11 protein-coding genes are annotated in these 13440 nt (G+C 58.1%); 1 reads left to right on the top strand and 10 read right to left on the bottom strand.

The genetic code is table 11. The annotated features are described in order from the left end of the window. The first annotated feature begins 106 nt into the window (after window positions 1-106). Window positions 107-706 carry a peptide deformylase gene (gene def, locus FTE24_RS21450; RefSeq protein ID WP_141446393.1) on the top strand — a complete coding sequence of 200 codons (600 nt, stop codon included), beginning with the start codon at window positions 107-109 and terminating at the stop codon, window positions 704-706. A 209-nt stretch (window positions 707-915) separates the two neighbouring features. Here the strand turns inward: def and ptsP are convergent, their stop codons facing one another. The 10 genes from ptsP to FTE24_RS21400 form a co-directional block, all read right to left on the bottom strand. After that, window positions 916-2628, bottom strand: a complete 1713-nt coding sequence (gene ptsP, locus FTE24_RS21445; RefSeq protein WP_141446394.1) for a phosphoenolpyruvate--protein phosphotransferase — start codon at window positions 2626-2628, stop codon at window positions 916-918. Then, window positions 2621-2896, bottom strand: a complete 276-nt coding sequence (locus FTE24_RS21440; RefSeq protein ID WP_141446395.1) for an HPr family phosphocarrier protein — start codon at window positions 2894-2896, stop codon at window positions 2621-2623. Before FTE24_RS21440 ends, ptsP begins: the two co-directional genes overlap by 8 nt. 114 nt (window positions 2897-3010) lie before the next feature. Next, complete coding sequence (gene ptsG, locus FTE24_RS21435) at window positions 3011-5068, bottom strand: glucose-specific PTS transporter subunit IIBC (protein ID WP_150230474.1); 2058 nt, start codon at window positions 5066-5068, stop codon at window positions 3011-3013. A gap of 298 nt (window positions 5069-5366) precedes the next feature. Next, entirely contained in the window at window positions 5367-6212 is an 846-nt protein-coding gene (gene glcT, locus FTE24_RS21430; RefSeq protein WP_150230476.1) for a glucose PTS transporter transcription antiterminator GlcT, read from the bottom strand. A 69-nt stretch (window positions 6213-6281) separates the two neighbouring features. Next, window positions 6282-7133 carry a YitT family protein gene (locus tag FTE24_RS21425; protein ID WP_150230478.1) on the bottom strand — a complete coding sequence of 284 codons (852 nt, stop codon included), beginning with the start codon at window positions 7131-7133 and terminating at the stop codon, window positions 6282-6284. A gap of 251 nt (window positions 7134-7384) precedes the next feature. Next, window positions 7385-8959 (bottom strand): flotillin family protein, encoded by a 1575-nt coding sequence (locus tag FTE24_RS21420; protein ID WP_170314922.1) that lies wholly within the window; start codon window positions 8957-8959, stop codon window positions 7385-7387. A gap of 1 nt (window position 8960) precedes the next feature. Next, window positions 8961-9500 carry an NfeD family protein gene (locus FTE24_RS21415; RefSeq protein ID WP_141446399.1) on the bottom strand — a complete coding sequence of 180 codons (540 nt, stop codon included), beginning with the start codon at window positions 9498-9500 and terminating at the stop codon, window positions 8961-8963. A gap of 157 nt (window positions 9501-9657) precedes the next feature. Further along, window positions 9658-10266: a hypothetical protein gene (locus FTE24_RS21410; protein ID WP_150230480.1), complete on the bottom strand. Its 609-nt coding sequence runs from the start codon at window positions 10264-10266 to the stop codon at window positions 9658-9660. Window positions 10267-10438: 172 nt separating this feature from the next. Continuing rightward, complete coding sequence (locus FTE24_RS21405; RefSeq protein WP_141446400.1) at window positions 10439-11602, bottom strand: iron-containing alcohol dehydrogenase; 1164 nt, start codon at window positions 11600-11602, stop codon at window positions 10439-10441. A gap of 148 nt (window positions 11603-11750) precedes the next feature. Further along, window positions 11751-13436 (bottom strand): UDP-glucose--hexose-1-phosphate uridylyltransferase, encoded by a 1686-nt coding sequence (locus tag FTE24_RS21400; RefSeq protein ID WP_150230482.1) that lies wholly within the window; start codon window positions 13434-13436, stop codon window positions 11751-11753. Between the last annotated feature and the right edge of the window lie 4 nt (window positions 13437-13440).

Genomic DNA, 13440 nt, shown 5'->3' with positions numbered 1-13440 from the left:
GCTTCATAATAGAAGAAGGTCCGCCTGTTGCGTCCAAGACGCAAAGCCGGCGGCCTTTTCCGTTTCACCCCAACACATTTTGAGGAAGCCGAGGGATCTCACGATTATGTCACTCACAGATAAAGGTTACCGAATCACCATGGACGATATCGTCCGCGAAGGTCATGACATTTTGCGCCGCAAGGTAGCGGAAGTGAAATTCCCGCTCTCCGATGCGGACCGCAACGCGATGGACGCCATGATGCGTTATCTCGAAGAAAGCCAGGACGACGAACTGGCCGAGCAATACGGCCTGCGCGCCGGCGTCGGCATCTCCGCCAACCAGGTTGGCCTCGACCGCCGCATGTTCGCCGTGCTGTTCACGGACATCATGGAAGACGAAGAAGAGAATCCGACGCTGTACGCCCATAAGCTGTTCAATCCGAAAATCGTCAGCCATTCGGCGGCGATGACGTATTTGCCGGACGGCGAAGGCTGCCTGTCCGTCGACCGTCCGGTCGAAGGCATCGTGCCGCGCTACGAGAAGATCAAGCTCAAAGCGTACGACGAGAACGGCAAGGAAGTGCTGCTGAAGCTCAAAGGCTATCCCGCGATCGTCATGCAGCATGAACTGGATCACCTGAACGGGGTCATGTTCTACGACCATATTAACGAAAGCGATCCGCAGGCGGAGCCGAAAGGCGTAAATATTCAGAGCCTGTGGTAGGCGGCAAGGAACCGGCAGAAGTCTGCCGGTTCTTTTTTTGTAGGAAAATAAACAAGCTTGCGGATATTTCCGCGGCAAACAAAAAAATCCGGCTCCCACAGGGAACCGGACGGACGCAGCTTCGGCGTGCCAAGATGCTCGGCGAACACGCCGGAGCGACAGAGATCTTGCAGATCAAACGAATGGTACGAAATACGTGAAAACGATCGTTAGACTTGGATCGCTTCGACAAGAGCGACGACTTCTTCAGCCGTGCCGCATTCCAGTGCCTTCGCGGCCAGTTCCTGCATGTCCGCACGGGACAATTTGGAGATCTGGCTGCGCGCCGGCAGGATGGACGTGGCGCTCATGCTGAATTCGTCGAGGCCAAGACCGAGCAGCAGCGGAATAGCGACGGAATCGCCGGCCATTTCGCCGCACATGCCGGCCCATTTGCCTTCTTTGTGCGCCGCTTTGATAACCATGTCAACCAGGCGCAAAATAGCGGGGTTGTAGGGCTGATACAGGTACGAGACGCGTTCGTTCATACGGTCCGCGGCCATCGTGTACTGGATCAGGTCATTGGTGCCGATGCTGAAGAAATCGACTTCTTTCGCGAATTGGTCGGCCAGTACGGCGGTCGAAGGAATTTCGACCATGATGCCGAGCTGGATATGGTCGGCGACGGCCACGCCTTCGCCGATCAGGTTCGCGCGTTCTTCTTCAAGCAGCGCCTTCGCGTCCCGGAACTCGACGAGTGTCGCGATCATCGGGAACATGATGCGCAGATCGCCGTGTACGCTTGCGCGCAGCAGCGCTCTGAGCTGGGTGCGGAAGATGTCCTGACGATCCAGGCACAACCGGATCGCGCGGAAGCCGAGGAACGGATTCATCTCTTTCGGCAGATCGAGATAAGGCAGTTCCTTGTCGCCGCCGATGTCGAGCGTGCGGACGACGACCGGCTTGCCAGCCATTTTCTCCAGCACGGTCTTGTAGGCGTTGTACTGCACGTCTTCGGACGGAAGCTTGTCGCGGCCCATGTACAGGAATTCGGTCCGGTACAGACCGACCGCTTCGCCGCCGTTGTCGATGACGCCGGCCACGTCGTTCGGCGTGCCGATGTTGGCTGCCAGTTCAACGTGGACGCCGTCGGTCGATACGGTCGGCTCTTCGCGCAGCTTGCGCCATTCGGCGCGCTGCTCGTCGTATTTGACCTGCTTGTCGCGATATTCGGCTACCACTTCATCGCTTGGATTCACGATGATCTGGCCTTCGAGACCGTCGACGATAACGAGATCGCCCGGCTCTACCTGCTCCAGCACGTTCTTCGTTCCGACTACGGCCGGAATTTCGAGCGAGCGGGCCATGATGGCCGAGTGGGACGTGCGTCCGCCGATGTTCGTCGTGAAGCCTTTGACGTATTTGCGGTTCAGCTGCGCCGTATCCGAAGGCGTAAGGTCTTCGGAGATGACGATCACTTCTTCGCTGATCTCCGCAGGGTTCTGCACGTTCAGACCGAGGAGATGGCCCAAGATGCGCTTGGTCACGTCCTTCATGTCGGCTGCGCGTTCCTGCAGATACACGCTCTTCATGTTCTCGAACATGGAAACGAACTGTTTGGACGTTTCGTTGAGCGCGTAGTCGGCATTAACCTGATCGTTCGTGATCATGTCTTTGACCGGGCTGATCAGCTCGGGATCGTTCAGAATCAGCAGATGCGATTCGAAGATCTCCGCTTTTTGGGCACCGAGTTCCTGAAGCGTACGTTCTTTGATCCGCTCAAGCTCGACTTGCGATTTCGCAAGCGCGTCGTCGAGTTTGGCGATTTCCGCTTCAGCATTTTTAACCGTTTTTTGCGTTACGGTATAATCCGGATGCTCCAGGCGAAACGCTTTAGCGATAGCGATGCCGGCCGAAGCCGCGATTCCGGAAATATTAAGCATTGACTTCGCCCAGACCTTCTCCGACCATAACGTCTTCCAGAGCCTGGAGAGCCGCGCCTTCTTCTTCGCCCTGCGTGATCAGTGTCAGCGTCGATCCTTTTTCCAGACCGAGGGACAGAACGCCCAGAATCGATTTCAGCGTAACGCGTTTGCCGTTGGCTTCCGCGAACGATTCCGTCGATTTGAATTTGTTAGCCGTATTGACAAGCGCCGTTGCCGGGCGAGCGTGGATACCGTCTTCGTCTACGATGTTGAATGTTTTTTCCATGATTGAATTCCTCCAATGTCTTCTGTTTTTAAAGTAACCATACTTATTATAGCTTACCTGCTTGCATTTTGCACGCTTGCCTACTTTTTGCACGTTTGACTTCTTTTTGCTCGATTACTTGATCGAAACGATGTTTTCTTCTCCCGCTTTGACCGTGCCGCTCTTGAGCAGGGTAACCTTGGCGCCTTCCGGCAGGTTGGAGAAGATAACCGGAGTCATGATCGAAGGGGCATGTTCCTGCACGTAAGCCAGGTCGACTTCGAGAATCGGCTGTCCGGCCATGACGGCATCGCCCTCCGCTACCAATACATTAAACCCTTGGCCTTTAAGTTTAACGGTATTGACGCCGATATGGACCAGAATTTCTTTGCCGCCTTCCGACATGATGCCGATCGCATGCTTGCTCGGGAACACGTTGAAGATCGTTCCGTTGACCGGCGACACGATATTTCCGTCCGAAGGCAGCACCGCGAATCCGTCGCCCGTCATGCGCTGCGAGAAGACCGGATCGGGTACGTTGGAAATGTCCTGCAGTTCGCCGTTGGCCGGCGACACGATCATTTCTTCGTTCAGCACGTCTACCGCTTGGGCGGCATCTGCGTTTTTCTCGGGAAGTTCCACGGCTGCGGCCGGCGCTTCGACCGGCGTACGGCCGGACATGATGTCCTGGATCTGCGATTTGATCGTATCGGAACGGGTGCCGAAGATTGCCTGGATGTTGTTGCCGACTTCCAGCACGCCTGCGGCGCCGAGCGTCTTCAGGCGGTCTTTGTCGACGCTGCCGACGTTGTTGACCTGAACGCGAAGACGCGTGATGCAGGCGTCCAGATTGGAGATGTTCTCGCGTCCGCCGAGCGCCGACAAGATGTTCTGCGGCAGTTCGCCGGCCGTGCCTTTGCTCGCCGAAGCGTTCGCCGACTCTTCGGTCGGTTCTTCGCGGCCCGGCGTCTTGAGGTTGAACTTGCGGATCGCGAAGCGGAATCCGAAGTAGTAGATGACCGCCAGCACGAGGCCGACGATAATGACGTTCCACCACGGCGTACGGTTCTGCAGTACCCCGAACAGCAGGAAGTCGATCAGGCCGCCGGAGAACGTCATGCCGATATGCACGTCGAGCAGCTGCATCGTCATGAACGACAGACCCGCGAAGATAACGTGAATACCGAACAGGATCGGAGCCACGAACAGGAACGAGAATTCCAGCGGCTCGGTAATACCGGTCAGGAACGAAGTCAGCGCCGCGGAACCCATAATGCCGGCTACGTACTTCTTGTGTTCCGGACGGGCTTCATGGTAGATCGCCAATGCCGCAGCCGGAAGGCCGAACATCATGAACGGGAATTTGCCGGTCATGAACATGCCGGACGTGAAGTCGACGCCGTCGCGCATCTGCGCCATGAAGATCCGTTGGTCGCCGCGGAACACTTCGCCCGCTTTGTTGACATATTCGCCGAATTCGTACCAGAACGGCGAGTAGAAGATGTGATGCAGGCCGAACGGGATCAACGAACGTTCGATGACGCCGAAGACGAACGCCGACAGCGTCGGGTTGCCGTTGATCATGACGTTCGACAGCGAGTTCAGGCCGTGCTGGATCGGAGGCCAGATGATGACGAGCAGCAGGCCGACCAGAATCGACATCGCGGCCGTCATGATCGGAACGAAACGTTTGCCGGCGAAGAAGCCGAGATACGACGGCAGTTCGATCCGGAAGAACCGCTTGTACATGGCCGCGGCCAATATACCGATAATGATACCGCCGAACACCCCGGTCGATAACGTCGGGATGCCGAGCACGCTTGCATAGCCGAGACCCGCTTCGCTGGTCAGCGCCGGCGTTACGCCGACGACGACGCCAAGCGTCACGTTCATGATCAGGAAGCCGACGATAGCCGCGAGGCCCGCGACGCCTTCGCCGTCACACAAGCCGACGGCGACGCCGACCGCGAACAGCAGCGGCAGATTGGCGAAGACGATGTCGCCCGCCTTCATCAATACGGTCGCTACCGACTGTACCCACTGGACGTCCAGCATGGGAGCCAGTTCCAGGAAGTCGGGGCTGACCAGCAGCGTGCCGATCGCCAGCAGCAGACCTGCCGCGGGCAGGATGGCGACGGGCAGCATGACCGCTTTGCCGACCCGCTGCAAAAGTCCAAACAATTTCTTGAACATCGATGCGCAACTCCTCTTGTTGTGTATTTGATTTTCTTTGTTTTCGACCGATCCCGAACGAAAGTGCCTTCGGAATACGCAAAAAAGGCATGAACGTACGAAAAATAAAAGGAATACTCTCCTGCACGGACCCCCGGGTATAGATCGGTCCTGTTCAAGAGTATGCGTTTTATTCTCCGTATCGATTCATGCCTGATCGTATCAGTGACACATCGTTACAAAGATCGTTTTAAGTTGGCTTACGTCGGTCATTATAGCAAAGCGCCAAGAGCTTGGCAAGCCCTTTCACACACAAAATTTATAACGCTTCTTTGTCGGCCAGACGCTGCAGATGCACGGTCAAATAGCTGGATTCGGCTTTGTATACCGGCAGGCCCAGCCTTTTCTCCATCACTTTGGTCAGCTTCCAGGCGAGCGAATACATCTCCGGGTACTCGCGCGCGAGCAGTTCTTCCAGCCGGTTGGTGGACCGGACTTCCTCCCCGCGGCATACCCGTTCGATCGCGAAGCGCAGATGGGTCAGCAGGCGCGAATAATCGAGGCTGCCCCGGTTCAGGCCGCCTTCGATATTCTGTTCGATCAGGTCGACCAGATCCGAGATCAGTTCCGAATGTCCCCGCACTTCGCCGATCGGCCGGTTCGTGATCGCGCTGTGGATATGCAGCGCCACGAAGCCGACTTCGTCGGGACCGAGCGACGTGCCCAGCCGGTCTTCGATCAGCCCCACGACGTATTCGGCCAGTTCGTATTCTTCCGGGTAGATCTCTTTGGTCTCGTACAGAAACGGATTCTGGAACATGATGCCCTGCTCGATCCGCTTGAGCGCAAACGCGATATGGTCGGTCAGCGCGACGTGGATATGCTCGTTGAGCGGCGAAGCGCTGCGCGCGCCGATCGTCTGGATCGCTTCGTTCATCACTTCGATCAGCTTCTCGTCGACCTGCGGCAGCAGCTGCTTGTACTGCTCCTGCTCGCGCGGGCTGCGCAAAATAAACATTTTCTCGGCCGCTTCCGGCTCGATCGAATCCCGCTCCGCCCGTCCGAATCCGATCCCTTTTCCGATCGCGACCACTTCGCCGTACTGCGGATCGTCCGCAATAATGACATTGTTGTTCAATACTTTGGACACCAGCATCCGCTTGATTCCGCTCCTTCTCGTTTCCGGGCCGCGAAGCCCGGGAACCCCGTTATTTTGAAAAAAACCTGTTCGAACCTATTTGGAAATGTCCACGAACCCTTCGCCGAACACGTCGCGCACGTCGTGAATCGTCACGAACGCGTCTTTGTCCGCCTGCTTCACGATCTTTTTGAGTTGGGAGACTTCCTGCTTGCTGATGACGATATACAGCACTTCCTTGGCTTCTTTTGTGTAAAAGCCGTGGCCCGACAGCACCGTGACGCCGCGGTCCATGATCGTGTTCACCTGCTCGGCGATCATGTGCTGGTGCTTGGAGATGATCATGACCGCCTTTTTCGGATTCAGGCCTTCGATAATGAAGTCCATCACCTTCGTGCCGACGTACAGCAGCACGATCGTGAACATGAAGTTCTCCACTTGGATCACGAGCAGCGAAGCGACCGCGACGACGACGTCGAAGAACAGCAGGCCGTAGCTGATATTCCAGTCCAGGTATTTGTTTGCCAGCCGGGCCAGAATGACCGTGCCGGCCGTCGTGCCGCCCACGCGCACGATCATGCCGATTCCAATACCCGCGAAGATGCCGGCGAAGATCGCATTGACCGTTTTTTCCGTGGAATGGATATCCCAGCTCTCGGTCAAATGCAGAAACAGCGAGTTAAAGCCGACCGCAAGGATTGTATAAATAATCGTTTTCTTATCCAAAAAGCGATAGCCGACCACCAGCAAAATCGAGTTGATGATCAGGTTGATCAGGCCCGGAGACCATTGAAAAGCGTAAAACAAAATAATCGTAACGCCGGTCACGCCGCCTTCGCCGAAGTCGTTCGGAATGACGAACAGATTGACCGCCAACGCAAAAATGAACGCGCCGAGCGCTATAAACGCGATATCCGCAGCCGTTTTGGCTGCCCTCTTTTTTTCCATGGTTCGTATTCCCGTCCTTTTCCGGCATTTCTCCCGCCGCGCCGCCCGTTTGCGGCAGACCGGCGCGCATGCAATCCCCTCATTCTATCCCATGCAAAAAAGGACCGTCAACCTGCATTTTCCCGGGGAAAATGCGGAATTCGGTCCTTCCTGCATACTTATTCGAAAACGCTGTAATTCAAGCCCGACCGGCCGCCGGTTCCGCCGCCTCGCCGGGCGGCTTCCCCGCTGCCTGCGGCCGGTCTCCTCGCTTAGTCGTTCCGGTCTGCCGCCGGACGTTCTTCCAACGCGACAGCCGACGATTTGGACGCTTTCTCCGCTTCCAGCTTCGCTGCGATTTGCGCTTCGCTCGGCCCTTTGCCGCCGGTCAGATTCTGGATCATCTGCTCCAGATCGAGCCCCGATACGCTTTTGAGCATTTCCGGCGCGGTCGCCATCAGCTCGGTCACGTAGCCGCTGACGCGCGAAGCGCCGCCGCCTTCGCCCCGGCCCGTATCGACGACCGTAATCTTGTCGATAGACGCGATCGGCTCGGCGATCTTGCCGGCAAGTTCCGGCAGCATGTTGACGATGACGTCGAGAATCGCCGCTTCGCCGTAATGCTTGAACGCTTCCGCCAGCTTCTCTTTCGCTTCGGCTTCCGCCGCGCCGCGCAGGCGGATGACTTCCGCGTCGGCCGTACCGCGGGCAAGTTCCGCGTCGGCGGAAGCGATGCCGTCGAGCCGCTTCTGTTCGGCGGACGCTTTGGCCTGCGTTTCGATCGAATATTGAAGCGCGTCGGCTTCGCGCATCCGGCGCGCTTTGTCCGCTTCGGCGGCCACTTCGACCGCGTAACGGTCGGCGTCGGCCTTTTTCTTCACTTCGGCATCGTAATGCTTCTGGCGAATCTGGATTTCTTTTTCCTGCAGGTCGATCTCGCGGTCTTTGCGGACCAGCTCGACTCTCATCTGCTCTTCGACCGCAACCTGCTTGGCACGCGCTTCCTGGATATGATACGCCTGGTCGGCGTCGGCTTTGGCCGTATCCTGATCGCGCTTGAATGCGGCCACTTTCAATTCTTTTTCTTTTTGCCCTTCGGCGATGTTTGTATCCCGGATCAGCTCCGCTTTTTGCCCTTCTTCTTCGGCGCGGGCTTTCTGAATCCGGGAATCCCGGATCGCTTCGGCTTCGGCGATTTCGGCGTCGCGCTTGACCGCGGCGATCCGCGGCTTACCCAGCGATTCGAGGTAGCCGTGCTTGTCGCGCACATCCTTGATCGTGAACGAGACGATCTGCAGCCCCATCTTCTTGAGGTCGCGGGCCGCGACGCTTTGCACTTCCTGCGCGAAACGGTCGCGGTTGCGGTACATCTCTTCGACGGTCATAGAGCCGAGAATCGACCGCAGATGGCCTTCGAGCACTTCCTGGGCTTCCGATTTGAGCGATTCGATCGGCTTGCCCATATACTGCTCGGCCGCCGTCGCCACATCTTCCGTCGAGCTGCCGATCTTGATGATCGCCACGCCGTCGGCCAGAACCGGAACGCCCTGCTCGGTGTACACTTCCGGCGTCGACACGTCGAGTTTGTGCGACAGCAGCGACAGATATTCGGCTTTTTGGAAAATCGGCAGGATAAAAGCGCCTCCGCCGCGTACGATCTTGATTTTGCGTCCGGCTTCGTCGTCGGCGATATTCTTCGCGCCGAGGAACGAACCGGTCACTACCATCGCCTCATCCGTGCTGACCGTCTTGTAACGGGCCCAAAACGCGAGACCCAGTACGAGCAGCACGGCTATGACGATGCCCGGTATCAACAGATAATCCGGCACCTGATCGAAAATGTTCATTTTACTCCAACCCCTTTTCCGTTTTTTCGAGTTCGCAGACGCCCAGCGTCCCGTCTTCGATATCGATGACGACAACCCTTACCCCTGCCGGAATCCACGCTCCGTCGAAGCTGAATGCGGTGTGCAGCGTATTGCCCGAGCCTCCCATGCCGACCAGCACTTCGCCGTAGCCTTTTTCCGGTACGGGTACGGTCACTTCGCCGATCCGGCCCGTCAGGTCCTTCATCGAATATCCGACGGAATTTTCGCTGCCCCGCATCGGCTTGACGTAGCCCAGATAGAGCAGCAGACCGGAAGCCAGCGCGCACAGCACCGCAGCCGATACGCTCAACACAGGCGTCAGTCCCGCATACCGTTCGATCAAAATGCCGGCCCCGCCGAACACGGTCACCATGCCGGCCAGCACGATCGGCTGCAGGAACTCGAACGACACCGCATCGAATATTCCGCCCAGCGCGTCGCCGATCCAGTCCCCGAACACGACGCTGATCAACGCAAACATGACGCCTCCCGCCAGACAACCGAAATATAGCGCTTCCATATGCGTTTCCCTCCTTCCGTATTGAAGGTGCCCTACCCGGAAAGTGGACCGCGAGCCTTGTCGATCGGACGACGGCTTTTCCGGGTAAGTCTATGATTACATACGTTTGATTGATAATTCGGTTTCAATATTTGCAAAAAAATATATGATTCTCCTTCTAGTGAGATACTTGTGCTAAAATTCCCAACCAAATTTCTTCTTCTTGTTTGCTTTTCGCTTCGCCGGCCAGCGTATAAGTAACTTCACCCGAACGCGCGGTCGCAATCAGGCTGCCGTCTTCGGCGTGGGCGACCTGCAGCTGCGTTCCATCGACGGAACGGTTCTCGGCGCCGGCAGTCTGAACGGGAAGTTCGCTCAGCGTCAGTCTCAGCCGGTTCGTGCCCGAATACGGACCGTACAGCAGTTCCCCGTCTGCCAAAAGCGCTTTTTGCGCCGCTTGGTCGATTTCTCCTTTTTGGTCGGCATACAAAAAGGTCAAGCTGTCCGTACGGCCGGCAGGCTGCTGTTCATCCGTGGCACCCAGCGCCTCGCTCGGCGAAAAAGCTTTTTCCTTATAAACGGCCGTCAATTTCACTCCTTCGATGCTGGGTATGCCGGCACCGGGATACAGGTTGTTCACCTGCTGCTCCGCGCCCGCGAGGCTGAGCGGCTTCTTCGACTCCTCAGACACGGACGGTGCGGACGAGCAGGCGGCTAGCGAGCCGAGCAGCAGGGCAGACGCCAGCAGGCGCGGGATCGCACGATTGATTTTGTTATGGATTTTCATAAAAACCCCTCCTTTTCTTCTAATAAACGTCTGCCGCTTCCACTTAGTTGGCTGCAACTAAGCATTCCTGCGGCTTCAACCCGAAAAAAGCAAAAAAAGCCCGGTCCGAAGGAAAAATTCCTCCGGGCCGGGCTGTGATTGAGGTCGCGGCTTCCTGCTACAAAACGATCGCTTACAGCGAAGCTTTGTAGATCGCCACGACGTCTTCGCGCTGCAGCTTGTTGAAGTTGCCGAACGGGCCGAACTTCATCGCTTTGTCGGCCATTTCCTCGATGCGGCTGCCGTCGATCTCGTAATCGGCCAGCGTGCTTGGCGCGCCGATCGAGTTCCAGAAGCTTCTCAGCGCTTCGATGCCTTCGAGGCCGACTTCTTCGGCGGATTTGCCGGAAGCGTCGATGCCGAATACGTTGACGGCGAGCTTCTTGAAGCGCTCCGGATCCACATGCAGGCTGTGCTTCATCCAGTTCGGGAACAGGATGGACAGGCCGCCGCCGTGCGGAATGTCGTAGATGGCGGATACGGCGTGCTCGACGTTATGCGTCGCCCAGTCGCCGGTGCTGCCCATGCTCAGAACGCCGTTCAGCGCCATCGTGCCGCTGTACATGACAGTCTCGCGCAGCTCGTAGTTCTCCAGATCGTTGACGAGCGCAGGTCCCGCTTCGATCACGGCGCGCAGCACGGACTCGCAGAAGCCGTCCTGTACCGGCGTATTGCTGTCCAGATGGAAATACGTCTCCAGCACGTGCGACATCATGTCGACCACGCCGTAGACCGTCTGGTCTTTGGGCAGGGAATACGTGAACTCTGGATCGAGAATCGAGAACGTCGGGAACGAATGCGCGCTGCCCCAGCCGAGCTTCTCCATCGTCTCTTCGTTCGTGATGACGGACCCGCTGTTCATCTCGGAACCGGTCGCGGCCATCGTCAGCACGACGCCAAGCGGCAGGCCGGCTTGGGCGACCGCTTTGCGTTCCGCGAAGTCCCACATGTCGCCGTCGTATTTCGCGCCGACCGCGATCGCTTTGGCGCAGTCGATTACGCTGCCGCCGCCGACGGCGAGGATCAGGTCGATGTTTTCGTTTTTGCACAGATCGACGCCTTTGTGCACCGTCGACAGACGCGGGTTGGGCTCGACGCCTGCCAGTTCCACGACATTCGAACCGGTCTCCTTCAGCAGGGCCGTTACGCTGTCGTACAGGCCGGAGCGCTTGATGCTGCCTCCGCCGTAGACGAGCAGAATGTTTTTGCCGTACTGCGGAACGAGTGTTTTGAGCTGCTCCAGTTGGCCTTTGCCGAAAATAAGACGGGTCGGATTATAGAAAGTGAAAGATTTCATGAGTGAGTGTTACCCCTTTCTTTTGATAAGCATGTATTGATTATATACCAAGTCCGCGCGAAAACAAAAAGAGCGGCCGCATCGTGCGATGCGCCCGCTCTTTTTCTTCAAGCTGCGGCGGTGTCCGCGTGGTGCGAACGACCGGCGATCAGGCGTCTGTCCGGTTCCAGCCGAAGCTTGCGACGAAGCGGAAAAACGCTTCGCGGCCCGCGGCGTCGGTCTTGTACACGCCGGCATGGCCGAGAATCTCGGTGAACTTCGCGCCCACTTCGAGGCGGATCAGATCGAGCGCCGCTTCCGGGCTCAGCGCGGAGCCGCCGCGTTCGATCATCGAACGCACCCACGGCAGATGCTGGGCAAGCGGATGATGAGCGTCGCTCTCCGCCGCGGCCAGCAGCGCGGAATCGCCGCCGAGAATCCGGCCGATCTGGTCCAGTTCGTCTTTGAGACGACCCGGCAGAATCGCCAGACCCATCACTTCGATCAGGCCGATATTTTCTTTTTTGACATGGTGCATTTCGCGGTGCGGGTGGAAAATGCCTTCCGGATGACGTTCGTCCGTCCGGTTGTTGCGCAGCACCAGATCGAGCTCGTACGCGCCTTCGCGGCGGCGGACGATCGGCGTCACCGTGTTATGCCGCACGCTCTCGCCGTTCTTGTCACTCGACGCGAGCACGTCGACGCTTGCGTCGCTGTACGTTTTCCACGTCTCGTAAATGTCGTTCGCCGCTTCCAGCAGTTCGCCCTGATCGCTGCCGGACAAGCGCACGACCGACATCGGCCAGCGGACGATCGACAGCTTCACGGACGGGTAGTGGTCATGCGCGAAGACCGCTTCGGTCACGGCGCGTTCGATCGCGAACGTATGCTTGCCGCCCTGGAAATGGTCGTGCGTCAGGATCGAACCGCCGACGATCGGCAGGTCGGCGTTCGAGCCGAGGAAATAATGCGGGAACCGGTCGGTGAACTGCAGCAGCCGGCGCAGCGTGTCCTTCGTCAGCTTCATCGGCACATGGTCGCGGTGCAGGACGATGCAGTGTTCGTTGTAGTAGACGTAAGGCGAATACTGGAACAGCCACGGCTCGTCGTTCAGCGTGAGCGGAATGACGCGCAGGTTCTGGCGCGCCGGATGGTTGATCCGGCCCGCATAGCCGACGTTCTCGCGGCAGAGCTGGCATTTCGGGTAGACCGGAGGCGGCAGCAGCCGCGCCTGGGCGATCTCTTCCGACGTTTTCTCCGGCTTGGACAGATTGATCGTGATCTCGATCGGCCCGAAGTCCGACTCGTGCGTCCAATAGAGGTTTTTGGCGACCCGGTCCATGCGGATATAGTTGGAATCGATACACCATTTATAGAAACGGTCCGTCGCCGCCGATATGCCGCCTTCCTGCTCCGCCGCGAGGAAATCGCGGGTCACTTCCGACGGGCGCGCGAGCAGCAGGCCCATCAGCTTGCTGTCGAGCAGATCGCGCTGCGTGTCCGTATTCTCCGGAATCATTCCGGTCTGCGCCGCGTAATCGATCAGCGCGTCGAGCATCGGCTGCGGGCCTGCCGGCAGTTCCTCGCCGGGCGCGTCGCCGCCGGCGTAAGGCTCGTCGAATCCGAACTGCTCCAGCAGCCGGTTGCGTCCGTAATCTTCGTCGGCCGCTTCCAGCAGCCCTTCCCGCAGCGAGAACGCGGTCAGGCGGTCGATCGCCCGCAGCGCTTCTTCGCGGGACACGGGTCCGTCAGACGAACCCGTGGCGGCGCGCCGCGTGCTGCCGGACGGCTGAACGTCGCCCGGACGTTCGCCCGCCGCTCCTTGCTGTACTCCGTGTTTCAACTGTTCGCTCATAAAA

The sequence above is a fragment of the Saccharibacillus sp. WB 17 genome (genome assembly GCF_008634075.2).
Taxonomy (GTDB): domain Bacteria; phylum Bacillota; class Bacilli; order Paenibacillales; family Paenibacillaceae; genus Saccharibacillus; species Saccharibacillus brassicae.
Note: the sequence above shows the minus strand (reverse complement) of the source record. Positions and strands in the feature narration are given on the sequence as shown.